The organism is Cytobacillus sp. FSL R7-0696 (assembly GCF_038006865.1).
In the GTDB taxonomy this organism is placed as follows: domain Bacteria; phylum Bacillota; class Bacilli; order Bacillales; family Cytobacillaceae; genus Cytobacillus; species Cytobacillus kochii.
Map to the genome: position 1 here is coordinate 703,322 of NZ_JBBOWA010000001.1, position 24,620 is coordinate 727,941.

General features: G+C 34.6%; 23 protein-coding genes and 5 pseudogenes. 12 read left to right on the forward strand and 16 right to left on the reverse strand.

The window, feature by feature from the left end; all coding sequences use genetic code 11:
- Window positions 1-21 precede the first annotated feature (21 nt).
- The gene (locus MKX29_RS03660) at window positions 22-759 is read right to left on the reverse strand and encodes a membrane lipoprotein lipid attachment site-containing protein (RefSeq protein ID WP_224938899.1); all 738 of its coding nucleotides are present in this window, start codon (window positions 757-759) and stop codon (window positions 22-24) included.
- Between the two features lie 631 nt (window positions 760-1,390).
- Here MKX29_RS03660 and MKX29_RS03665 point away from each other — a divergent pair.
- Window positions 1,391-2,020, forward strand: coding sequence for a hypothetical protein (locus MKX29_RS03665; protein WP_341104054.1), 630 nt, complete (start codon window positions 1,391-1,393; stop codon window positions 2,018-2,020).
- A 135-nt stretch (window positions 2,021-2,155) separates the two neighbouring features.
- Entirely contained in the window at window positions 2,156-2,551 is a 396-nt protein-coding gene (locus MKX29_RS03670; RefSeq protein ID WP_224938897.1) for a DUF3888 domain-containing protein, read from the forward strand.
- A gap of 48 nt (window positions 2,552-2,599) precedes the next feature.
- Here MKX29_RS03670 and MKX29_RS03675 read toward each other — a convergent pair whose 3' ends face one another.
- From MKX29_RS03675 to MKX29_RS03685, 3 genes are read right to left on the reverse strand one after another with little or no spacing between them, the layout of a single operon-like run.
- Window positions 2,600-3,037 carry a hypothetical protein gene (locus MKX29_RS03675; protein ID WP_224938896.1) on the reverse strand — a complete coding sequence of 146 codons (438 nt, stop codon included), beginning with the start codon at window positions 3,035-3,037 and terminating at the stop codon, window positions 2,600-2,602.
- A gap of 44 nt (window positions 3,038-3,081) precedes the next feature.
- Window positions 3,082-3,693: a hypothetical protein gene (locus tag MKX29_RS03680; RefSeq protein WP_224938895.1), complete on the reverse strand. Its 612-nt coding sequence runs from the start codon at window positions 3,691-3,693 to the stop codon at window positions 3,082-3,084.
- 26 nt (window positions 3,694-3,719) lie between these two features.
- Complete coding sequence (locus MKX29_RS03685) at window positions 3,720-4,289, reverse strand: recombinase family protein (protein ID WP_009336472.1); 570 nt, start codon at window positions 4,287-4,289, stop codon at window positions 3,720-3,722.
- Window positions 4,290-5,098: 809 nt separating this feature from the next.
- Here MKX29_RS03685 and MKX29_RS03690 point away from each other — a divergent pair.
- From MKX29_RS03690 to MKX29_RS03700, 3 genes are read left to right on the forward strand one after another with little or no spacing between them, the layout of a single operon-like run.
- Complete coding sequence (locus tag MKX29_RS03690; protein ID WP_095373807.1) at window positions 5,099-6,664, forward strand: spore germination protein; 1,566 nt, start codon at window positions 5,099-5,101, stop codon at window positions 6,662-6,664.
- A complete protein-coding gene (locus MKX29_RS03695; RefSeq protein WP_341104058.1) occupies window positions 6,664-7,854 on the forward strand; it encodes a Ger(x)C family spore germination protein in 1,191 nt (396 codons plus the stop codon). The genes MKX29_RS03690 and MKX29_RS03695 overlap by 1 nt, the downstream gene beginning before the upstream one ends.
- Window positions 7,855-7,887: 33 nt before the next feature.
- Window positions 7,888-8,958 (forward strand): GerAB/ArcD/ProY family transporter, encoded by a 1,071-nt coding sequence (locus MKX29_RS03700; protein ID WP_281203336.1) that lies wholly within the window; start codon window positions 7,888-7,890, stop codon window positions 8,956-8,958.
- Between the two features lie 144 nt (window positions 8,959-9,102).
- On the opposite strand, the pseudogene MKX29_RS24435 reads toward MKX29_RS03700, so the two are convergent.
- The 3 genes and pseudogenes from MKX29_RS24435 to MKX29_RS03710 all read right to left on the reverse strand — a co-directional run.
- Window positions 9,103-9,219: pseudogene (locus MKX29_RS24435) on the reverse strand (tyrosine-type recombinase/integrase); the annotation flags it as partial.
- 56 nt (window positions 9,220-9,275) lie between these two features.
- Window positions 9,276-11,033, reverse strand: a pseudogene (locus MKX29_RS03705) (Tn3 family transposase); the annotation flags it as partial.
- 187 nt (window positions 11,034-11,220) lie between these two features.
- Complete coding sequence (locus MKX29_RS03710; RefSeq protein WP_223254522.1) at window positions 11,221-11,790, reverse strand: cupin domain-containing protein; 570 nt, start codon at window positions 11,788-11,790, stop codon at window positions 11,221-11,223.
- Window positions 11,791-12,090: 300 nt separating this feature from the next.
- Here MKX29_RS03710 and MKX29_RS03715 point away from each other — a divergent pair, with 300 nt between their 5' ends.
- Window positions 12,091-13,008, forward strand: coding sequence for a class I SAM-dependent methyltransferase (locus MKX29_RS03715; protein WP_224938870.1), 918 nt, complete (start codon window positions 12,091-12,093; stop codon window positions 13,006-13,008).
- Window positions 13,009-13,169: 161 nt separating this feature from the next.
- Here MKX29_RS03715 and MKX29_RS03720 read toward each other — a convergent pair whose 3' ends face one another.
- From MKX29_RS03720 to MKX29_RS03735, 4 genes and pseudogenes are all read right to left on the reverse strand, one after another.
- Entirely contained in the window at window positions 13,170-13,643 is a 474-nt protein-coding gene (locus MKX29_RS03720; protein WP_036578618.1) for a GNAT family N-acetyltransferase, read from the reverse strand.
- Between the two features lie 258 nt (window positions 13,644-13,901).
- Complete coding sequence (locus MKX29_RS03725; protein ID WP_036578620.1) at window positions 13,902-14,258, reverse strand: glyoxalase superfamily protein; 357 nt, start codon at window positions 14,256-14,258, stop codon at window positions 13,902-13,904.
- Between the two features lie 207 nt (window positions 14,259-14,465).
- Window positions 14,466-14,816, reverse strand: a complete 351-nt coding sequence (locus tag MKX29_RS03730) for a VOC family protein (protein WP_141130782.1) — start codon at window positions 14,814-14,816, stop codon at window positions 14,466-14,468.
- A gap of 215 nt (window positions 14,817-15,031) precedes the next feature.
- Window positions 15,032-16,297 (reverse strand): annotated as a pseudogene (locus MKX29_RS03735) (DUF4158 domain-containing protein); the annotation flags it as partial.
- A gap of 285 nt (window positions 16,298-16,582) precedes the next feature.
- On the opposite strand from MKX29_RS03735, the gene MKX29_RS03740 reads away from it, so the two are divergent.
- Both MKX29_RS03740 and MKX29_RS03745 read left to right on the forward strand, forming a co-directional pair.
- Window positions 16,583-17,428 carry an AraC family transcriptional regulator gene (locus MKX29_RS03740; RefSeq protein ID WP_010731423.1) on the forward strand — a complete coding sequence of 282 codons (846 nt, stop codon included), beginning with the start codon at window positions 16,583-16,585 and terminating at the stop codon, window positions 17,426-17,428.
- 139 nt (window positions 17,429-17,567) lie between these two features.
- Window positions 17,568-17,903, forward strand: a pseudogene (locus MKX29_RS03745) (recombinase family protein); the annotation flags it as partial.
- 62 nt (window positions 17,904-17,965) lie between these two features.
- On the opposite strand, the pseudogene MKX29_RS03750 reads toward MKX29_RS03745, so the two are convergent.
- The 5 genes and pseudogenes from MKX29_RS03750 to MKX29_RS03770 all read right to left on the reverse strand — a co-directional run.
- Window positions 17,966-18,196: pseudogene (locus tag MKX29_RS03750) on the reverse strand (DUF4158 domain-containing protein); the annotation flags it as partial.
- The gene (locus MKX29_RS03755) at window positions 18,193-18,858 is read right to left on the reverse strand and encodes a recombinase family protein (protein WP_251162682.1); all 666 of its coding nucleotides are present in this window, start codon (window positions 18,856-18,858) and stop codon (window positions 18,193-18,195) included. The pseudogene MKX29_RS03750 and the gene MKX29_RS03755, both read right to left, overlap by 4 nt.
- Window positions 18,859-19,664: 806 nt before the next feature.
- Window positions 19,665-19,832, reverse strand: a complete 168-nt coding sequence (ytzI, locus tag MKX29_RS03760) for a YtzI protein (RefSeq protein ID WP_251162683.1) — start codon at window positions 19,830-19,832, stop codon at window positions 19,665-19,667.
- A 73-nt stretch (window positions 19,833-19,905) separates the two neighbouring features.
- On the reverse strand, window positions 19,906-20,364 hold the full coding sequence (locus tag MKX29_RS03765) for a DNA mismatch repair protein (RefSeq protein ID WP_251162684.1): 459 nt from the start codon (window positions 20,362-20,364) through the stop codon (window positions 19,906-19,908).
- Between the two features lie 148 nt (window positions 20,365-20,512).
- Complete coding sequence (locus MKX29_RS03770) at window positions 20,513-20,716, reverse strand: hypothetical protein (protein WP_251162685.1); 204 nt, start codon at window positions 20,714-20,716, stop codon at window positions 20,513-20,515.
- A gap of 578 nt (window positions 20,717-21,294) precedes the next feature.
- Here MKX29_RS03770 and MKX29_RS03775 point away from each other — a divergent pair.
- The 4 genes from MKX29_RS03775 (at window position 21,295) to MKX29_RS03790 (ending at window position 24,268) form a co-directional block, all read left to right on the forward strand.
- The gene (locus MKX29_RS03775) at window positions 21,295-23,055 is read left to right on the forward strand and encodes a SulP family inorganic anion transporter (RefSeq protein ID WP_307317466.1); all 1,761 of its coding nucleotides are present in this window, start codon (window positions 21,295-21,297) and stop codon (window positions 23,053-23,055) included.
- A 27-nt stretch (window positions 23,056-23,082) separates the two neighbouring features.
- On the forward strand, window positions 23,083-23,421 hold the full coding sequence (locus MKX29_RS03780; RefSeq protein WP_251162687.1) for an ArsR/SmtB family transcription factor: 339 nt from the start codon (window positions 23,083-23,085) through the stop codon (window positions 23,419-23,421).
- A gap of 202 nt (window positions 23,422-23,623) precedes the next feature.
- Window positions 23,624-23,968, forward strand: a complete 345-nt coding sequence (locus MKX29_RS03785) for a zinc ribbon domain-containing protein YjdM (protein WP_251162688.1) — start codon at window positions 23,624-23,626, stop codon at window positions 23,966-23,968.
- 39 nt (window positions 23,969-24,007) lie between these two features.
- Entirely contained in the window at window positions 24,008-24,268 is a 261-nt protein-coding gene (locus MKX29_RS03790) for a hypothetical protein (RefSeq protein ID WP_251162689.1), read from the forward strand.
- Window positions 24,269-24,620: the final 352 nt, after the last annotated feature.

Sequence of the window (24,620 nt, forward strand, 5' to 3'; positions counted from 1 at the left end):
ATCCACACCTAGTCCTCCTTATTATTCTTGATTTTGTTCGTCAACGCTCGGATAGGGTCCCTCATATTGTCCGAAATTATATATTTTTTTATAAATGCCTTCTTTGTTTGAGAAGTCCATTTCTAGCAAAGATGATGCTTTAACCATCCAATAAATAGACGGCTGACTATAATTTTCACCTGGTAATCGTTCGTTGAATAATCGAATTTGATAAGTAAATTGTCTTTCAAGTCCTTTATCTCTCAATTGTTCTTCCGTTAAAATCAAATTACTTTCTTTCAGATAATGAATAAAGTCTATCATTTCCATTCTCATATCTACATTATTATCAATGACTAAATCAAAGTTAAATTGATTGTTGAAAAAAACCACTTCTTCTTTTCCATCTATTTCATAATTAAACCCACGCTTTTCATTATCTGGTTCAAAAATATGCTTCATTAAATCTATTTTTGTTTTCGTATCCTCATAATAATAACGGTCTTTTCCGTATATCGTTTCTACCGCTTCCAGTATCGTTTCCGCTTTCGGCATCGCTTCGATATCATGCCAGTGATACGCTGTTATCACTCTACCGTCTTCGGTTTCCCCTTCAATTGATTTTGTATCAGGTTTGATTTCTTTACTTTCGGTATTTTCAGGTTGGGACACTTCGGTGACGACTTCTTCACCCGCTTCTACTTTCTTTTTTTTTCCTTCCTCATCTCCGCACCCCGTTAACAAAAATAAAGCAACTGTAATAAATATAGCTTTTTTCACTTTTCTAATCCCCTTATCCTTTTAATCTACCTATCTGTTTTTAATTTCATTATAGCTTAAAGGTCTAATTAAAAAGGATAATTTCTTGACAAATAAATATACAGCACCCATACATTTTAGTAGACATAACTGCTTATTATCGGCAATTGCAAAAAGCCAGAACCCTTGTGGGAACTGGCTTTTCGTTTGCGCTTTTGTTGGTCATGAAATATACATGTCAACAAACAGTGATAAAGCACGATTTGTTCTTTTTAAAGAATGAATGAAAACATGCATGAAAACGCTCGCCAACCTGCCTTATAAACAACCTTTTTCTTAAGAAAAATACCACCTTAAGGTGGCGGTCCTTAACGAAAGGATTGCTGTTTATTTTGCTTTTTTCGCTTTCTTTGGCTTCAAAGGAATACCATGTTTTTTACTATTCTCACGTATTTTTTTCGCTAACTCTTCTGCTTCTTTTTTGGTCAATTCCATTTCGGTTGTTCCTCCCTAAATCTCTTTTACTAAAAGTTTGGTCAACAATGAATCTTTTTAAACATACCTCCTCTCTATCTCTCATATACATGAAATAAATCTAGAACACTATGACACTGTTCTAAAGCAAACCAAGCGAAAAGAGGGGATTATTTTGTTGAAAGAAGGGGAGAAAAAGAAAAGACAAACACGTTCAGATAAAAAAAAAGATATCAAACCGACGATTTCCATTGACTTAAAAAATTGTATTTATCAATTGTCTTATGTCACCAATCAACCAGTAAAAGATATTGTAGAAATACTTTGCGAGAAAGGTTTGCAGTCGAGAAAAGTCATGGAATACTTGTCTCAATATTTCAGAAGAGATTACCAGTTTTTCAATACTACGTTCTTTGGACAACTGGAAAGGGAGTCGCTACAAAGAAAGTATCAATCGCCTAAAAATGAACGGGTCTCGGTTCGATTCACGCAATGGACGTATGAGGACATTCGCAAGCTGTCTGACGCCTTAGACGTCACACCATCCAAAGCAACCGCTTTATTACTAGATGCCAGCGTGTGGAATGCAAACTTATTGAATGCCATGGTGAAATTATTCTTGCATGAACAACTCGATCAATCACGCATGGATGAATTAAAACGTGTCATGAAGTATGTAAGTAAAAATAATCCATACAACGAAGAAATATCGTGGTTCAATTTATTGTCCTTTATTTTTGACGAAGTAAAAGACACGACCACGAATGTAAAAGTAGCCATTAATAATTGGTTGGGCAAAAAAGATTAAACTGTTCTGCAGATAAACCTTTTAAAAGAGAATTTCTGCAAAACACCCCAAATTGGCATACAAGTGAATATTTATATAAAAATTTAGGAATGTTAATTTTATGGTAGTTAATTTCGTTGTACAAGGAGTAATAAAATGAAATCAAAAATTCTAATAGCTCTCTTAGGAATATATTTATTTACCCAACCTCTTGTAGGAAGCGCAAATGTTAACTCGATTAATAATGAGAATTTATATGACTCTTATTTAACTTTACTGAACCCTTATGTTTATAAAATTATAAATGAAAAAGTCGGAACCGATCGTTCCTATGATTTATTTGATGCGAAAATTATTAGTATAAAAAGAAATGTACCTGGGGAGACTCCTGAAGAAAAAGAGGTTAATAAAGGAGTATATGATTTTACCGTCAAAGTCCAATACCGAACTTTCGTTGGAGCGCATAACCCGCCTCTTGGGTTAGAAACCTTAACATTAAGAGTCACTCCCAATGGAGTGAAATTGTTAGATTTTAATCATAAAGACTTATAAAAAGTGCATAAAATAAAAAAGAAGGGCTGCCACCCTTCTAAAATATAATTAATGAGTAGTATAAGTAACTCCTGATTTTTTTCCAAACTGTGCGGCATTCGCATTGTTTGTTGTATTTTTAACTCCGAAATAAATATCGAACCAGTATGCTGAAAGATTACTTTGACAGTTTGTTTGCCCCATGTCTTCTACTAAAAAGTCATCTTTATATCCATTTACAAAACCTGGGAGAAACAGTTCTGCTCTAGTGTATATTACTGTTCCATATGGAAGTCTAGTACCCGAACTAGGACTTCCGCAAATTCTAGGATGAACAGCAGCTGTTCGATATTTTGTAGGAGTTGTCCCATGATATGTTTTGCTACCTGATGGGGCAGTATAAGCAGTTACATTTTGGTTGGTATAGGTAGCCGCTAATGTCTCACCTAAAGGAGCACTTAATAGTAATACAAAACTTAATAATCCACCAAAAATAATTTTCTTCATTTTTACACTCCCCCTTTTTCTTAATTTTCAAAAAATATTATCTATTATTCACCCCCTTTATGTTCTGTTCTTCCCGTATATTTCATTTCTGTCGCATCAAAATGTACCTCTAATTGTTCACCATCTTTTTCACCTACAACAGTTAAAAACAAAACGTTATTGTCCTTAATTAATTTAAAATGATAACCTTTGAAGAGAAAGTTCTCCTCCCCTCCAGGATTCAACGAAAAATCATTTATAGCCCTTGATACTGCTTCATCAGTATTTAAATTAATTTCTTCTTTTTTAATTATTTGGTAACCTGTTTCTGCACCATCCAATATAACTGGTTCTTCTTCAACCTCCCCTTCTCTAATCATAAGACCTATCCGTTGATCTTTAGTAGGTAATACAAAAAGAAGTTGCCAGAGTGATTTTTCTCCATTTTCTCCACTCGGTTTTTTATCATCAACACTGTTCATGTGCAGAAGTTCAGCCTTTTTATCAAGCTTACGAACATATTCTAACCCAATATTATAAGTTCCTATCAAGGTCGGTTTTTTATCTTCTATGCTATTGCCATTTGTCGTAAAAAACCTATCTTTAGTAAAGATAAAAGATGCCGATATAAATATTATTATTAGGCCTAGTGACAGGGTTCCTGCTGTAGACCGCAAAGTAACTTTGGAGAAGTAATAAAATCCTATTTTTTTAGTTCTTCAAGCTTTCTTCTATTGACTGCTCTGTATAAGGAACCTTGTGATATTCCAGTTGCCGAGACAATCTCCTTTATGGAATATTCCTCACTATCATACATCCTTAGCGCAACAGCAAGCTTTTCTTTATCCAACTTGGGTCTACCTAATGTTTTCCCACGCCTTTTACTTGCTTCAAGTCCTTCCTTTACTCTCTCAGCAATAAGGTTTCTTTCTAATTCTGCAATGACACACATCATTTGGAACATGGCTTTGCCTGTAGAGGTTCTTGTATCCATATTTTCTTTTAAAGAAATGAATTGCACCCCCATCTCTTCTAACTGTTGAATAATGTTGAGGATATCCAATGTTTTACGTCCTAAACGGGAGATGCTCTCCACTACAACTGTATCGCCTTTCCGGATGACATCAAAAAGTTGGTGAAGTCCTTTTCTATCTTTAACTGTACCAGTGAATTTCTCCTCAACTATTTTTTCACAACCATATTCATTAAGCATACCAATTTGCCGATCTAAATTTTGGTCAATAGTAGATACCCGAGCATAACCAATTATCATTTGTAACCTCCAATAAACTTGTATATTTTTATTTTACTAGAGGGGCACTTATTGTAAAGGTATTTGATAATACTTTTGGTAATTATTTTTGGTAACTGCTAATCTTAATAAAATCAAAGGGTAACAGGGCGATGGGGGGACATTACAAAAACACTGGTTTTTGGTAATCTAGTTGAGTAAAAAGTTTATTAATTTAGTGTTTAAAATTTATGTGTGCTTGAGTGTGATTAAATTTACCTCTCAAACACGTTAATTATTCAAAAAAAGGGCTATTTTCTTGAATAAGAGAAGGAATTATTAGAAAGTGAATTCGAAGCTTAAGATTTCCCTATGTATAATAGGATTTGAAAAGCATTGATCTTAATTATTAATATATTGCTCTTTATGTCTAGCTCTTGGTTTTGTGCCAAGGACATTTTTAATAATGTCTTCACTCATATGTATACCATGCTTATATAACCTATTTTGTTCTTGTTATTTGTTCGTCTTCATTGAAAAAATGTAATAAGACATATTTTAGCCCAAGCCTGGAAAAGAGAATCTTCCCCTGCATACGGAAAAAAAATAATATTTAAACCAGCCAATATACCCAATAACCATGAAAAATTCATATTAAGAGCTATCATCATTTTATTAACTTTGTTTGATCCACCTTACTCCCCACCTTTCTATATTAATAAATTCCCAGTAAATTAATGTAATTCGCGCAAAAATCATTAACATATCATTTCCAAAAACGGCACATATTATTAGTTATAAAAGCCATAATAACAGTATAAAAAACAAACTTTTCTAGGATGGGTTAAACTATGCGTTATTTAAAAATTAAATCCATTATGCAAAAAATGAAGCAAAATACTAAATGGACACAGGAAGAACAATTTAATAATTCAATTTTGTTCTCATCGGATGTTCATAAAAATGAAGAAAAACTAAAACAACTGTTAGATTCAAGTGATGATATCATTTTTCATGATTTCATCATTCCATTACATGACGGTCGCACATTGAAAGCTCTACTAGTTATAGTAGACGGGTTAATTGATGAAGATGCCATTCGCAATAATGTATTAGAGCCACTGACTAAGGAATCTCTAGATAGCACTATGGGAGAAGAATTAAAACAAGTAAAAGAAAGAATTTCTATTTTTAACACAAAGAAGGAAAATAATCTAGAAAAATCTGTATACCAAATACTGAAGGGAAATACGTTACTATTACTGGATGGGTATAGTGAAGGATTACTGCTAAATGCACCAGGGTACGAGGTTCGAGCAATCTCCGAACCTCAATCTGATCGAGCTGTGAGAGGAGCACATGACGGATTTATTGAATCATCACCTACTAATATTGCATTGTTACGGCGAAGAATCCCACATCCTTCTTTACAGTTTGAAACAATTAAAATTGGTGAATATAGTCAAACGGATATTACAATCGGATATGTAAAGGACATTGCGGATCCAAAATTGATTGAACGGATCAAACAAAGATTAGAACAAATTAAAGTGGATGAGATAAATAATTCAGGGGAAATCGAACAATTCATCGAAGACCATCCCTTTTCAATCTTCCCTACGATTGGAAATACAGAACGTCCTGACAAAGCTTCAGCCTTATTAATGGAAGGAAGAATTGTGATCATTGTAAATGGGGATTCGGTCAGTTTGTTTGTTCCATCCCTATTTCTTGAAAATATAAAAAGTATAGAAGATTACAGTTCTCGACCCTATTATAGTTCCTTCATTCGAATGCTGCGTTTCGTGTCATTTGTAATCAGTATTTCTTTACCAGGCATTTATATTGCAGCTATTAATTTTCATAAGGTGATGATTCCATCTGATATGATTGTCCCTATTATTCAAGCGCGAGAGACGGTCCCATTCCCTCTAGCAATGGAAATTGCCATGATGATTTTAATGTTTGAAGTTGTCCGTGAGGCTGGTGTCAGACTTCCTCAACAAATTGGCTCAGCGTTAAGTATTGTTGGTGCTTTGATTCTGGGACAAGTCTCAGTCTCAGCCGGACTTGTTGGTGCACCGACCATTATTGTTGTATCCATATCGTACATTGCTGCATTTGTTATCACCCCAATTGCAGACGTCACCGCACTTCTTAGGATAGGATTATTTATTGCTAGTAGCTTATTCGGGGGATATGGACTAATTGTCGCCATGCTCGGTTTATTAACACATATGATCTCTTTAACATCGTTTGGGATTCCATTTATGGCGCCATTTGCACCTTTTTATTTTCAGGATTGGAAAGATTCACTGATTCGTTTGCCGTTGAGGTGGAAAAAACAGCGACCAAAAAGTATACCGAATCAGCGTAAGACTAGAATTAGATCATTACCTAAAACAGGTGATAAATGATGGTAAGGATACTAACTATCATCCCATTATTATTTTTATTAACCGGCTGTTGGAGTAGTCAAGAACTTGATAAATCAGCACTTGTACATGGGATAGGGTTGGATAAATCTGACGGACAATTACGAATTAGCGTCGAAATCATAAAACCAACTGGACCAAGTGAACAAGGTGGAGGAGAGGGGGGCGGAGGAAATGGCCAAAATATTCTATTAGAAAGAGACGCGGACTCATTGATACAAGGCGCAAGAGAATTCATAAAAGATGCGAAACGTCGGCTTTATTTTGAGCATACTCGTTTATGGGTGATTGGTGAGGAATTAGCAAAAGATAATTTTATTGACTACCTTGATGAAAGCAGACGCGATCAAATGTTTCGTTTGAATAGTTATCTTTTCATTACAGAAGAAAAGCCAATTGATATTTTGGGTACTTCTACACTTTATGAAGATCTTTCTTCGGCAGAAATAGTTTCTGCTTTAGAACAAACACAATATATTGCTGAATTTACATCCGTAAAAATGTATGAATTTTATAAGTTAATTGAGGGCCCTATTCCTAATGCCTATTTGCCGATAATTCGAACAAGAAAAGAAAAGGGTAAAGCAATTACTTCAATAGACGGCACTGCTGTTATTAACACTTATAAAATGGTCGGTAAACTGAATACAGATGAAACTGTTGGGCTGAATGTCCTTTTAAACAAGGTAAAAGGCGGAAGTAAAACTGTATCTCGAGGTAAAACTGTATCTCTGAATGACAAGGAGAAGATCTCTGTAGAGATAAAGAAATTAGAAACGGAAATAAATCCAACATTAGATGGTAATCAGCTTGAAGCATATCTGAAAATCGAGATAGAGGGAACTTTAGCTGATAATACTACGAATAGGAATATAAATGATCAATGGATAAGTAAAGTTGAAGAAGAAGTATCAAATCAGACTGAAAAATCCGTACGTTTAACTTTGAATAAGCTTCAAAAGGTAATAAAGACTGATATATCAGGAATTGGACTGGAAACCTACAGAAAATATCCTAAACAATGGAAAAATGTCCAATCTGAATGGAATGAGATTTTTTCTAATGCAGATATAATGATTGATGTTCATACAAATATTACTCATCAAGGTCTTATTAATAAAAGTGTAGAAAAAAATCACAAAAAGCCTTATAACAACCCTTATAAACGATAGATTCTATGGACAATGAAGAAGGAGATTACTGATATGTTAACGAAATGGGAGACACTTTTTTTATTAATAATGACGCTTCCAATCATGGGACATGTCGTGATTCTTCCGTTAATGCTCGATGTTGCTGGGAGAGATGCTTGGATTTCCATAATTATATCACTTCCGGCAGCATTTACGTTGGCAATCTCCATTTATCGTTTGAGACTTAAATACCCAAAACAAAATATTTCTGATATGCTTCACAATTTATTAGGAAAACCTTTTGGAGTGATGATAAAGATAATTTTCATTATCTACTTTTTATTTTTAACAATTTTCTCGTTTGCTTTGTTAGTTGATTTTATCTACATTGCCTTTTTTCCTGAGACACCACGATTGGCTATACTGGTCTGGTTTTTGTTATTCTTTGTTTATGCAGCTTCAAAAGGTATTAAAAGAATTGCATTAACGGCAGGAATACTAGCAATAATTGCTATGGCGACTGGACATACAGTCACGATTTTGGACAGACCAATGAAAGATTGGAGTGAGCTCCAACCTATATTTGAGTTTGGTTGGAATCCAATATTATGGGGATCTTTGATAATTTTAAGTATATGGGTAGAATTATTACTACTTTTATTTCTACCCATTCAAAACATTCGTGAAAAACGAATGTTTTTACTATGGAGTATTGGAATTTTGTTAAATGCACTTATGATGTTTTCAACAACTATAGGTAGTATTACGATTTTCGGATTAGGTCAGGCTGATAATTCTGTATACCCCGCATTAGAGTCAGTACGAATTATTAGTTTAGGATTCATTGATCGTTTTGATATTTATGGATTACTATTAATGGCTGTAGGGACATACATACGCTGCAGTCTATACTTCCGAATCGCTTATGATATAACTGTATCAAAGGTTTCCTCAAAGTGGATAAGACGATTTGGATTTACGGGGTTTGTTTTACTCGTATTCCTTGGTACGTACTATTTATCAAAAGAACATCTTCGGCTAGATAAAACATTAGATATTTACGCATATATGATTGTCCTGTTTCCTATTCCATTTTTGTTACTAGGTATCTCTTATTTAAAAGGAAAAACAAAGCAGAGTTAGCTCCCAAAAAGGGAAAAGTGATGCTTACCTTATGTCTTAAGTTTTGCAAAAATCATTGCTAGATAAGGGGGTATTTTCAGAGTTATGATTTTAAAAGTATAACTATCAGTTGATAAAAAAGTAAGCAAGGCAAGCACCCTATCATTGTGCAGATACATCAATACTACGGGGACTACATACCGTTTTAATTTCAGCTAGATTGGACAATTCACCTCGATCACGTATATGAATTTTTCTCGCATCAACCTCAAAGTCCTCAAGCTAATATCTTGATGGGATATTAGCTGGCTTTTGTCACCGATCAAAATGATAAAAAACTACGACACCTTCAACTTAATAGGTATTCGCTGATTCATATTGAGTTCAAAAGTTCCGTATGGATTGACATGATGATAAAATAAAGGTGTTAATCCCCTAAAATCTTCTGGAGTCATTTTCTTCAACCAATATTGGTTGTTGTCATAAAGAACCTCTTGTACCATTAAGGTATTCATATAGACTAAGCAATTTTGCAGCAATTGAAGTGATAAGGCAGACACCTCTTGATCTTCTATCGAATTGGAACGAATCTCACTGTTTTTCCCATAGAAAATATAAGTATTCACTGAGTTCCATTGTTCCACTGTATTTAATCCTTCATGGATCTCTCTTCGAATCTCTTCATAGTGTAAATAATCACATAAAAAGATCGTTTTAATCGCTTTTCCTAATTCACATAAAGCCTGATAGGTTGGATGTTTCGTATCCCTTGTAAATCGCTTTAATATGGATTCGGCAGAAGCAGTACCTAACCGTAGAGCAGTTGCAAACTTAATGATTTGTTCATACTGTTGCCGAATAAGATCCCAGTTAATCGGTCTACTTAAAACCTGTTGTAGGTGAGGATATTCCTCATTCATGCCGGATTCTGGACGATATAGCTTTTGAGATCCAATATTTTTAAACCGTGGCATCAGTTTAAAACCAAGTAGATGACAAAAAGCAAATGCAACGACACTTTGTCCGTGTGTATCGACATAATTTCTGTCAACCTCCATGTCCGTACAGTGACGAAGAACCCCTTCCATCATTGCTGCCACCTCAGAAGAAAGGCAGGACTTAAGCTGAGAATAGATACAAGCTGATTTTCGATCTGTATGCCAATAGATCATGACTCCATGCTTCTTATAACGAGGATGCCATTCTGAAAGCAAGTTCTGATCAAAAGAGCCAAAATGTTTTGAATCGGAAGCACATGCAGTGGTAGCTTCTCCCCATACCTCTTTCATTCGATTGTAGATGATATGGTTGGTAACCTCGGCGTTGGCTTTTCGCAAATGATCCTTATGAATAAATTTTTGGCGTATATATCGAAGTTCTCGATAACTATCTAGATGGTTTCCAGCAGAAACTGTTTTCAAACCTGTATTCGTTCCTAATCCAAATAAACTTAGAAGAAGCCTTCGTTGGACGGTTTCTCGATCTAAAATCTCCCGATTGGCGGTGGTTTTAAAGTTTTTGGTAAACTCCGTATGAAAATCTGTTTCTTTTAGTAAATCCAATAGGTTAATGTCGGTCCAACGGTTCTTAATCTCCTGTTTAAGCATCGTCACATGTGGAGGTTCTGGTTGCTTTTCGAGTGGAGTGACTCTAATCCATCCTTTATTATTTCTGGTAGTAATGGCTACTTTTTCGTTACTATGATCTCCTAGCCCTTGATTCAATAAATGGAGTTTATCTTTCATCAACTGTAGAATATCTTCAATAAAAGGCTCTACATCAAGTGGTGCTTTCAGTGCTTGAAAATATTCTTCCTTGTTCTCTTCAAAATCTTGAGGGAGATCTTCATCTGGGTTTCGATATCGATCAGCACCCTCAATCCAAATTTCTTTACACCGAAGTCGAGTGCGAAGCGATTGGATCACTGCAATTTCATAGTTGATTCGATTTACTCTTTCTATCCCTTTGCTGTCTGTCTCGACAATGACGTCTTTCCATTTTGGCTGAATTACGCCTTCAATGGGAACTTCATCACCAGCAGCAAAATAACGCTGCCCACTTTCCCCATACTCTCGAATTAGTTGTAGCTTTGAAATAAAGTTTGAGCAAAAAGATCTCGCAAATCCTTATTTTACGATAAATAAGAAGAATCCATTTGAAAAAAAGATTAATCAAAAAGGATTCTTCTTTAGCAGATTTAAGTTTGGTTTTTATAAAAAAGTTTGATCATTTTCTACCTGTGTTGCTCAACAATCGCGCCCGATTCCAGAAGACTATAGATTTCTAACCTTCGGCATCTGCCTTTGTTCTATGAACAGTACCAAAAGGATGATTAGGTGGTGCATAAATTGAATAAAGCTTTAACGGTATATTACCTGTATTGGTTACATTATGCCAAGTATTGGCAGGTACTATAATGGCAAAATCATCACCCGCATTTCTTACAAAATTCAGGTTATCTTTACTCTTACCCATCTGAACAAGTCCTTGACCTTCCTCAATTCGTAGAAATTGATCAACCTTAGGGTGAATTTCCAACCCTATATCATCTCCAACGTCAATACTCATTAAGGTCACCTGCAAATGACTTCCGGTCCATATAGTATCTCGATAGGTATTATTTTGTTTAGCAGCCTGATTGATATTTATTACAAAAGGTTCTTTTCCATGGTCATTTAATATGGAACTAGTATATCCCTGAGTGTTTGGATATGACCAATATTGATTTGCATAGCGCCTAGCATATGACATATTTCCATAGCCAAGACCAAACATATTATCATGATTACACATTTGCCCATTACTATAATAAGTGTTCGAATAATAAGGATACATATAAAAAGGGTTATTCATTAAAACATACCTCCAAAGATATATGATTATAAACCCATCATATGTCCCGCGGATTTAGAAGTTCATTGCTAATTCTTATTCCGTTATCTGGCCCGATTCTGGTATAACCTTATTCAATAATTGCGCCCGATTGTTGTATTGTATTTTTTGATTTTTTCATGAGATAACATTTAAATACAAGTCAATATTATTGACAAAATAATTTAATTATGCTATAATTTACAGTTATTATATTTTCGTATATAATAAGATTCTCCTGGCCAGGGGAATCTTATTTTTATTATATGGGGGAATCAATGTATGGAGAAAAATGAATCCAGTTTAACTTCCTTAATTTCAGCTTTTGGTCGAGCATACCATAGTAAATATGACACACCAAAGATTTTTGATGATTATATTGCAAAAGATTTAATTACCCAAAAGGAATTTGAAGATATTCGTAAAAACATGATTCAAGGAATTCAATTTTTTAATCATGAAATTGCTATAAAATTTCAAGATCAACCCGATGAAATATTAAAATGGATTACACAAGTTCAACTCTCACCAACTCCATTAGCACGTGCTGCCTATTGTGAAAAAGTATTATTCCATGAGATAGTACTAGGAGCTGAACAATATGTCATTCTAGGAGCTGGATTGGATACATTTTGTTTTCGGAACCCAGAATTAGACCCTAAGTTGGAAATATTTGAAGTTGATTATCCGTCTACACAAGATTTTAAAAGGAATAGGCTAGCCAAATCTAATTATCAAATTCCTTATAATTTTCACTTTGTTCCAATGGATTTCACCAAAGATATTATCCTACAAAACCTTATTGATGAGGGTTTTCAACCAAACAAAAAAACCTTTTATAGTCTCTTAGGTGTTTCCTATTACTTAACAAAAGAAGAAATTTCAAATTTAATTAAAGAATTATTTGCAGAGATTCCATTGGGAAGTTCCATCGTTTTTGATTATGCAGATGATAAACTATTTGAAGAAAAAGGATTGTCTAACCGAGTTCAGAATATGGTGCAAATGGCATCCGCTAGTGGCGAACCAATGAAATCATGTTTTACTTATGACGAAATAGAAATATTGTTAGAAGATGCAGGATTACTTATTTACGAACATTTATCACCCGATGTTATAAATAATAAATTCTTTAGCGATCGTTTGGATTATTTAAAAGCCTTTGAAACGATTCATTACATCCATGCTGTAAAAAAATAATTATTTGTTTAATATCAGCTTACCCCTTAATCCTCTATTTGATTGAGGGGTAGGCTTATTATTAATTATTACACAATCTGGCCCTTTAACGGCGCAATGCTTATTCAACAACTGCGCCCTATAAAGGAATAAACACAATAAACACTATAGTTTGAATTTCTTTAGTTAAGGGTGAGAATAAACTCTTCAACATCCTTACCACGCGCGTTTGCATACCCGCTATCTTCACCCGAAATCATGAACCCACATCTTTTTAAAACCTTTATGGATCCAGTATTGTCTTTTGCAGCGCGAGCATAAAGTGGACGAATTGAAACCTGTTTTAGAAATTCTTGTAAAGCGTTGGTTGCGATTCCCTTACCCCAGTATTCCTTTCCAATCCAATAGGTTACTTCTGGTTTTCCGGACTGCTCGAAGTGTACAATATGGCCAACTACGGTGTTCTCAACAATGATAGTTTGCTTAATAATATTCTTATTCGTAAGTATTTTGTTCCAGTGTTCAGCGAAGCTATTCCAATCATTAGGGTCCTTACTTGTAAAGGCGGCCATTTGGTTTGCCTCACTGTCCCGTTGATGCTTAAAAAAAATAGGAAGGTCATCCTCATCCACATTCCGAAGCACTAAATTGCTCATTAAACTCACCCTCTGTCGTTTACTTTATTCTAGCAAACGTACGTTCCCTAAGCAATATATTTTATCGTGTAAAACCACCTTGATATGCTTAGTACCAATTCATTTCCTTGTTCAACAAAATGGCCCTAATATGCAAGATGGGTGCTTCTCCTTATTAGGGAATAGCGCCCGATGAATCAACAATATGCGCAAGGCTTATTCCGCGAATGAGCCCTATTGCTGGAGATCAAACCCTTTAAATTAGTATTAAAAGATTGTTTATAAACGAGTACATATGCGTAATTGATTTCCATCAGGATCTACGACTGTCATCATACGAAGTCCTTCAAGATCCTCATTTGGAGGTTCCGTAATACGGATATCTTTTTTACTCTTTAATTCGTAGTACCATTTATCAACATTGGGAACAAATAAGTGAATTAACCCACCCGTTTCGCAGTCTCCAGTATGTTCAGTTAAATAAATAGTCATTTCGTCCTTAGTGATCTGAACAAAAACAGGAAAATCAGGTTCAAACCGATGCTCCCAATCAATTTGAAATCCCATTCCTTCTACGTAAAACGCCTTACTCTTTTTATAATCAGTAATGCGGAATGCAGGAACCACTTTTTGCATATTGACATCCTCCATGATAAGTTATTTCTAATTTTCAACAAGCAGGTTAGATGATCCTGCCTATTTAGTCTTTTTTAAAAAAATTAACCTCTAAATATCTTTTAGCCAGTAAACTTTGACAATCTGTCCCTTAAATGAAAACAGACGTATTTCTTAGAGAAACGCGCCCTAGTCTGGAATAAAGTCTAAACTATGTATTACTTTACATTAAATTTCTTGATACAAGCCAATCCTATTTCCGTATGGGTCTTCAAAAGAACACCAAGCAGCTGGGACACCTTCTCTGGTGTTAACACTTTCTATCTCTATGTTTAAAACTTCCACAAGCCTTCTTCTTTCATTTTCAATGTCTTCTACACCTAACCTCAATGGACCATTCCCATTTGTTGGTTCACCTTTAGCAACCTGAAGCCACGTGTTAGGAACAATCTCCCACTCTGCAAAGTCCCCGTGTGGTATGAAGTCAGGTTTCCTGTTAAAAAGCTTTTCATACCACTTTATCCCCTTTTCATAATCAGTAATTCTCACTTGAAATGTTACACCGGTATTCTTCTCCATTGACATTACCCCCCATTAAAGTAAACTGCTGCTCTTTTGTACAAAAATAAAATCAGATATAATACTACTTCGACAACCTCAGAAGCTTCTGCTTATACAACAAAATGGCCCGATTGCGGAATGAAAAATTCCTGCATTGATACAGGAATTTTAATCAAACTTTATTATAAATTATCGAACTTTTTTACAAATTAGCAGACTTTATTTTAAATCAACATTAGTTGGATAGCCTCGATAATCGGCTGATGAACTTGATTATTTGAGCGAAAAGTAAGGTTGTTTAAAATTTTAGAAAGGGACTTTCGATAATGACCTTGGTAAGAAGCGTGCATTTTCGTATAGATTTTTTCTTTGTATTCCCGGTTATTTTTTGTCATGTCCTTAATAATATCCCGAATCATATCAGAGCTAACAATAGGGAATAGAGTATCTTGAATGACCCCTTCTGGGTTATCTACGGTCGCTTTTAATAAATTGACAATATGTTTATTTTTCCCTTGGACTCTTTCTAATTCTTCTACTGCTTCTTTTCGGGTTGTATTTTTGGCCTTATTTCCGAATTTTAGCGCAATTTCATCCAATAAATCAGCTAAATAATCAATGACTTCCTCATGACGATGCGAAAATAAAATGGCAAGAAGGGTATAGCGTATAGGTGCAGGGTGAGCACGCAATTCCGTTACGGTTTCGGTAGCTGCACGTAGTCGATATTTTTTTACTAGTTTAGGAGACATCTGTTTACATAAACCATCAGGGATTTGAAGATGTTGAATGGCTAATAGTTTTTTGATTTCCATTTCCATCGTACTTACACTTGGTTTGCCTGGAGAGGATAGCAACTGGCGAAAGGTTAAAATGTCGTTGTTTTCTTCATCAGGAATTTTAGCTTCGAAATAACCATCGGACCCTTCATCAGAGTGTGATTCAAGAAAGGCATCTAATCGTGAACAGGTCTTAGGAGAAAGTTGTTGATAGGTCATTTTATATAAATTCTTTTCAAAATGATCGATAGCAGATTCAATCATTCGCTTCAAACTTCCTAATGAAGGAGGTTCAACTTTCCACGTACGAAAGAAACTGTATGCTTGATTTTTCAAGTAGTCGGTATCATGTGTAAACTGAACCTGTTCTCCTAACCACTCTGCGAAGAGATGTTTGTCGTTTGCAGTAAGTTCTCGAAATCCAAAAAGGTTACGTATTGCCTTTCGATGTTCCGTATAACTTCTTTCTTTTCCACCCCAACCATAGTTGTCAAAAAAGTCCTCTACCGAAGCATCTACTTGATCAGCTACATGTTGGACAACTTCTTTGGGCACATCTTGCTTCTTGTTAGGAAACTGTGCTTCCTGTTGGAAATATTTAAGAAGGACAGCAAACCCTAAACGGTTTGCGCTTGTTTTCTTACTTAGCACTAAGTGATTTTCATTTGGCAATAAACTAAAATGTTCATCGAGTTCATTTTGATTCCAATTTCTCTTCAATGGTTTCCCTCTTCTCACTATGTCATTTTATAAACAGTATAAATTTCGACATAGTGAGCTATCAACAATACTTATCGAAATTATCAAAAAACAACTTTACTTTTATTGGAAATAATCTTGCGGACTAGAGCAGCTACCCTGTCACTAAGCCTATCGGAAGGAAACAAATAGTTTGTCCTGATTCTATCAAAAGGTTTATTTTTTGATACCAACATTTTTAGGCATGAAATGTCGGCAATTATTATCTATTTTGTTTTAAAGTAAATATTGAAAGGGAGTAAACTTATGGATTGGCTAGAAAGAATGAACAATGCGTTAAACTACATTGAAAATAGCTTGAATGAAGAAATAGACTACAAAGAGATTGCAAAAGCAGCTAATTGTTCTGAGTTTCATTTTTCAAGAATGTTCTCTTCAATCTCAGGTATATCGCTATCAGAATATATTAGACGTAGACGGTTAACACTCGCAGCATTTGAAATTCAAAAAAGTGATATTCGGATCATTGATGTGGCAATTAAATATGGTTATGTTTCTTCTGATACTTTCTCACGTGCTTTTCAAAAAATGCATGGAGTAACCCCTTCCAATGCTCGTAATAGAGGGGTACAGTTAAAAGCCTTTCCCAGAATTTCCTTTCAAATTTCTATTAAAGGAGATACCGAGATGGAGTACAGAATTGAAAACCTTGATTTTGAATTAAGAATTGTTGGAAAAAGTAAGCCAGTAAAAACAAGCAGAGCATTTAAAACAATCCCTACGCTTTGGAACACTGCGAAAAAAGATGGATTTATGCAAGAACTAGTAGATATGTCATGGGAAAATCCAAAATGCACGCTTGAAAGCCTTCTGGGGGTTTGCGGAAAAGAAGCTGCCATAACAGATGAACAATTTTCCTATTTCATGGGCGTAAGATACGATGGGGAATCCCCAGAAAATATGGAGACGCTTATTATTCCCGCAAGTACATGGGCAGTTTTTCCGAACATAGTGGATGCATGGAAACGTTTATATTCCGAGTGGGTCCCTACCTCCGAGTATGAACTTGCAAATTTACCGTGTATAGAATGTTATTACGGTCCGAAGCATAAACCAAGACACGAACTCTGGGTCCCTGTTATCCCGAAGTAAATTACATATTCAGTAATAGAATGCTGTTTATGGAGTAACGAAAAAAGAGCCTAATTTCTCAATTTAGGTGATGGGAAATCAGGCTTTTTATATTGGAAATTCCTTATCGTTGTAAATCCGCATTTTCCTGACGCTACCCCAGTTAGAAGAGATGGGGGTGCAATTCATTTCTTTAAAAGAAAATATGGATACAAGAACCTCTACAGGCAAAGCCATGTTCCAAATGATGTGTGTCATTGCAGAATTAGAAAGAAACCTTATTGCTGAGAGAGTAAAGGAAGGACTTGAAGCAAGTAAAAGGCGTGGGAAAACATTAGGTAGACCCAAGTTGGATAAAGAAAAGCTTGCTGTTGCGCTAAGGATGTATGATAGTGAGGAATATTCCATAAAGGAGATTGTCTCGGCAACTGGAATATCACAAGGTTCCTTATACAGAGCAGTCAATAGAAGAAAGCTTGAAGAACTAAAAAAATAGGATTTTATTACTTCTCCAAAGTTACTTTGCGGTCTACAGCAGGAACCCTGTCACTAGGCCTATAAGGAAAATACTCCTGGCTCAATATCCAACTGTTTTGCCAAATAGTCAAGCAAGAAGTCGGGGATCTCCTTTATATCAGTTAAGCTCCATCCTGGATAACGGAGTAGTGCTAATTGGACAGCAAAGCCTAACCGGTTGTAGTCTCGTCGGTGACGATTTATGATTTCCAAATCATGTTGCGAGAAGGTATAGTAAGTAGCAAGCTCCCATTCACCATTGGGAGGGGTCATCCATTCTTGTCGCTGGTCTGTTGTAAGAAGTTCTTTACCGCGCAAGGTATCTGCTCCTTTCTTTGATTTTCATACTCCTTTACACGTCGATAAAAAGTATTTGGCTTTAAATCAAGACGCTTCATTCCTTCCGTCGCAGTGATTGATCCAGATTTCCACTCATCATACACCCGAATAAAATCTGCATTAATCTCGTACTTACGTCGCCCAAATCTCACACCCTTCTTCTTTGCCACTTCAATTCCTTCGGCTTGCCGTTGCTTATTTTTTTTACGTTCTTGCTCGGCTACATAAGAAAGCAGGCTTAAAAATTGGTCCTCCATTAACTTTCCAAGATCGCCCATTCTTCGGAATTTTCGGCTATCAAAAAGCGTCTCATTTTCTAGTACCACGATATCTGCGTTTAGCTGCCGTGTAATATACTTCCACTCTCGAATAATACCATCATAGTCCCGACCTAATCGGTCCAGTGCATCAAGATATATCAAATCCCCTTCGCGAATGATTAAAAGCATCGCCTGATACTGCGGCCGATTAAAATCTTTTCCACTTTGCTTGTCAATAAAGATATAACGTTCTTCAATTCCAAGTTCACGGAATTTTTTAAGCTGCCGTTCTGGATTTTGATCCTTAGCAGAAACGCGAGCGTACCCTAGTTTCAAAAATATCAACTCCTAAACTATTAAACTATGTCAAAAAGTATATCAACAAAATGAAATGTTTCAAAATAAAAAAGCACACTTTTTGACACACAGAATATTATCTGTTTTCCAACGTGTCATAAAGTATACTTTTTGACAGTAACCATAATATGAAAAATACCTTACATTACTGTTGTTAAATGACAATAAAGATATTTAAACCAGTAAATAAATACATTATTAGCGTTGTTTAAAAACGTTATTAGGTTACCTTTGTAAGATTAATACAGGAAATAGAGGTTGCATAAAACCAATTTTTTATGTAGTAAGAGGATTCTGAAGAAGCTTGAAACGTTGATTTTATCAACGATGTATTTTTAAATAAGAACCTTGTATATCCGTTTAATGGATGTTACATAATAAAACCGATAAATCACATAATATTAAAAAAAGAGTATATATTTGAGGTTATAATAAATGATAGATCCTTGGAGATGTTAGTATCGAATGATTTATTAGTAGATATTTACCGTAACGCTGTTGAGCGAAAAGTTAATAATGGTCTCATTCAAACATCCTTTAATGAAATTTAAAAAAGAAATTTAAGAATTAATAGACCTAGTGAATTACAACAGCTACTCGGGGCTTACGGAATCTGTCAGAGCCGATGTAGGAATGATGTTTATAAGTAACTAATAACGAAAGTAACCTTTCCTTAACATTAGGAAATACTTGAGTAATAGGAAATTTCTGAATTTTATTATTGTGCTCTTTTTATTATAAGGAAACAAAAAAACTGAAATGGAACAACCGTTTGATACACTGTTCTATCGTTGTTGATTGTCATTTTCTTGTTTTTTTGAATTGTTAGCAGCTGAATGGGGATCAACTGGGTCAATAGTATGTTTATATTGGTATGCTTTCGATGTAGTGGTTAAACTTAATATTAAGATAATAAAGATAATGACTAAGCTTACAATCAAAAAATTCGCCATTTTTATAGTTCCTCCTCAAATATTTATATAACTAAATGATTTTATTTATAAATTTACATGACCTTACTATCTTCTATATAAAGTTTTCTGAATTTCTAAGATCAAAATCTAGGTTCAACTTTCTTTCTAACTTATCTATATTTCCTCCCTCTTTTACAAACAATTCTAACTTTTCAGCCATCAGTTTTCCTATTTTACTATCTAACTGTTCATGATTAAGTAATGATTTTATTTTTATTGTTTCTGGGGTGTTATCCCTACGGAACCATTGTCCAGGGACCTGTTCCCATAAGTTTTCCCACTCATCTAACAATTCAATTTCATTTAAAAAGAATTTTTGTAAACCACATAACCAAGCAGTACAACTAGTATTTCTTTTTTGGCACCCTAAACCGTCTTTTAAAAGCTCACACCCTTGACAACAAGAGTTCCCACTTTTTATACAAACCTCACAAATATAATGTGACCCAACTAATTGAAGTACCTTCAATCCATATTGGATAATGTCTTCTCTTTTTATTTCTATACTCAACTTATTCGCTCCATCCGCAATTAAATTTCTCCCTTAGATTAACCAATTTTTTACCCAATCCGACCATGGCAAACAGGTAACTATGTATCCATCCACGTACCTATGAACGTTATTCTGCCCACATTGTCCACCTCTTAGTTCTGCCCATTTAGTATAATTTTCTAGTATGCCTTGTGCCCCGCATCCAAATATGTCCTTCCCCCTCTAAGTTTATCCAAACATAGTGACCTATTTTTTCTATAGCTACTACCTTACCTATTTTTTCGACATTAGGTTCATGATAAATGACCTCAACTAGATCACCTATAACAACCTTGTTCCCGTCTTTATCCTTGTAAGATTTTATGTCCATTTCCCCACCATCCTTACTAGTAATTCTATCTTTCTATAAAGGGGGATATTTCCTATTTCCATTAATTATGTTCTTAGGCTGGTGCTTGGACATAATGAGAGCACAGGTAAAAAGGAAGTCAATTAGTTCCAAAAAGTGCAATAGGTATTTAAAATATTCCTTAACTTAAGCAAAACACTCAGTAAGTACCTTCAAAAACTACTTTGTTTATTATATAGGCGTTCAGCAGTAGGAGCAGGTATTGTAGTCTCTTATCCAATGTTGAAAAGCAATAATTATATTACGAAAAGAGAAAAGACACATACTCTACCGTTGTTCTACTTTTTGTTCTTGTACTTTTTCGATTGTTCGTTTGAGATTAATTGGGTTAATAGTATGTTTAAAATATCCCGTTGGATAAAATATATAAAATTTTATATATTGTGTTATTAAACAAAACCCTTGCTCCTATTCTCATGTATTTCACCTCAAAAATTCCTTTTGACATAATTAAGGAAACAGTGTAAATTCATATCATAATATATTCAAATAATCAGATATAGAGATATGCAAATATTATAAACGAAGAAGGGTTGGTTATGCAACATAAATGGTTTTTTACTGGGAGATATAATGGGTATTCTTTACCGAATTTTCAAAAAGACCTATTGTCTGGTCTAGTCGTTGGTGTCATTGCTATACCTTTGGGTATGGCGTTTGCAATTGCTTCTGGTGTTAAACCCGAATATGGAATATATACTACAATTATTGCAGGTATTTTAATTTCACTATTTGGTGGGTCAAGGTATCAAATTGGTGGACCTACAGGAGCCTTTATTCCTATTTTATTTGGAATAGTCATGACTTATGGATATGAAAACTTATTAATTGCTGGATTTTTTGCAGGTATTATCCTATTTTTAATGGGGATTTTTAAACTTGGTTCATTAATTAAATTCATTCCAAGGCCAGTGACTATAGGCTTCACATCAGGAATAGCCGTCATTATTTTTGTGGGTCAGATTGCTAATTTTCTAGGCCTTACAGGGGTAGAAAAACATGAAACCTTTTTAAGTAATATCAGAGAAATTATCATTCACATTCATTCTATTAATTTTTATAGTGTATTAACTGCTGGAATATGCCTTATTGCGGTCTTGTTAACGCCAAAATTTTCCCCGAAGGTTCCAGGACCACTAATAGGATTATTATTTTCTACAGTGATAGCCAGCATATTTTATCCTAATCAAATAGCCACAATTGGCTCAACATTTGGTGAGATTCCAAGTGCCTTACCTCATTTTAAGGTACCTGAAATGACCTTTGAACGCGTGCAACAATTAATTGGGCCAGCTTTTGTAATTGCATTGCTTGGGGGTATCGAATCTTTATTATCTGCAGTGGTCGCTGATGGTATGACAAATAGTAAGCATAATAGTAATCGAGAATTAATTGGTCAAGGTATCGCTAATATGATTACTCCTTTATTTGGTGGAATTCCTGCAACAGGAGCCATAGCCAGAACAGCGACAAATATCAAAAATGGTGCGTTCTCGCCATTTTCCGGAATGATTCATGGAATTGTCGTTTTGTTAGTATTAGTACTTCTTGCTCCTTATGCTTCAAGTATCCCATTAGCCAGTATGGCCCCTATCTTAATGGTTGTAGCGTGGAACATGAGTGAGAGGCATGTATTTTATCACGTGTTAAAAACAAAAACGGAAGATTCACTTGTTCTAGTTGTTACTTTTTTATTAACGGTTTTTGTTAATCTTACAGTTGCTGTTGAAATAGGTCTTTTATTAGCAGTGGTTTTATTTACAAAAAGAATGAGCGATATTACGTTAACAGTCAAGGCACTACCTAACCCAAACAATAAACATGAAAAGATGGAATCTAAAATGGTGACAGATGCTCGTGACTGTCCTCAAATTAGTATTTATAATGTAGAAGGTCCTTTATTTTTTGGGACTGCTCAAGCGTTTGAGCACTCAATAATGAATACGATCAACTACAAACCGAGAGTTTTACTCTTAAGAATGGGAAAAGTCCCTTTTATGGATACAACGGGTGAATCTTATTTATCAAGTATCGTAAAGGATTTTTCCAAACACGGGGTTGTATTGATATCTGGTATTAAACCTCAACCTAAAAGCGTTCTAGTAAAAACAGGTTTATTTGAATATATAGGAGAAGGGCGTTTTTTTGATCGTACTGGAAATGCAATAGATTTTGCACTTGAACATCTAAATAAGGACAAATGTCTTGGATGCAAACATTTTGCTTTTAGGGAATGTACAGTCTTTTCGGGTGCACATGAGAACATTGAAAAAAAAGGAAAAGTAGTTACGACATCTTAATTGTATCTAGAAAGAGAGGGAAATAAATTGAACTTAGAAATGCAACGGTTTAAAGCTGAATTTTTTAAAGCTCTTGCTCATCCACTTAGAATAAGAATTCTTGAACTTTTAGCTGACGGAGACAAAAATGTAAATGAAATTCAAAATCTTGTAGGAAGTGAAGGTTCGGCAGTATCGCAGCAATTAACAGTCTTGAGAGCAAAAAATATAGTTACAGGTACCAAAGATGGTAATCGGGTCGTTTATTCCTTAAGAGATCCTATGATTATTGAGTTGCTCAGTGTTGCTCGTCAAATTTTTAATAATCACCTTGTTGATACGATAACAATGTTAGATAAATTCAATGATACAGATAATGAGGAATAGAAAAAAAGAAAAGGATAACCTTTTCTTCAAATTTGAAAAGAGTTTAAATGAATTTCATCTAATTCAAGAGATCATGACAGGATATAATCATATAAGGAACTCGCTTTCAAGTTCGTAATTGCTATTCTTACGAAGTTTTAAAAAAGGAAATTGAAATTAACTCTCATATAGAATTAACAATAATGAATGGAGGAAAGAAATTATGGTTAATGTGCCAAATTGCCCAAAATGTAGTTCAGAATACACTTACGAAGACGGAAGTCTTTTTGTTTGTCCAGAATGTGCTCATGAGTGGACTTTATTAGAAAAAGAAAATGATAATAGTGAAGATAAAAAGATTTTCAAAGATGCAAATGGAAATGTCTTAAATGATGGTGATTCTGTAACAGTTATCAAAGACCTTAAAGTAAAAGGAAGTTCATTAGTCGTAAAAATAGGTACAAAAGTTAAAAATATACGTTTAGTTGACGGAGATCATGATATTGATTGTAAAATTGATGGTATTGGAGCTATGCAATTAAAATCTGAATTTGTTAAAAAGATATAAATGTTTCTAAAGGGTATCATTTGAAAAAGGTGTGAAAAAATGGAGACACAAATTTCATCAACCTTCTACTATATAAAAACTAAAGACGAAATCGGGGATACTATAAGAACAGCTGTTTTTAAGCTTAAAAATGGATTATTTCACGCGTATTCTTCTTATGATCAAAAAGATGATAAAAAAATTATTGGTTTTGGTGAGAGTGAAAATGATAAAACAGCTATAAATTTATCAAAACAAGACCTAAGAAAAGAATGGGAAGCAAAAAAAGGCATAAATTTTTTGGATCATACCCTTTATTAAAATTTTTAATAAAGGGTATTTTAGTCAGTCTTCTATACTATTCCATAATCAGGCGCTTATCTACAGTATGTTTTTCTACCGTATCTAACGTATGTAATGATACAAAAACGACCAGATTTCTATCTATGTGGAAACATTATATACTGATATTTCTTATAGTATTCAATGTATCCAAAGGTATGGGGAAATAGACTTGGGTAACTGGAGAAAGAAACAACCTTGAAGTTTAGTGTGGAAGTGTACTTCTTCCAGATTAAACTTCAAGGACAGTAAGCGTTAGCGCGGTAGGTGTGATAGATAGGCTCGTTGCCTGATGGAAAACATACTAAGCCTAAAGTATCAATTGTACCCA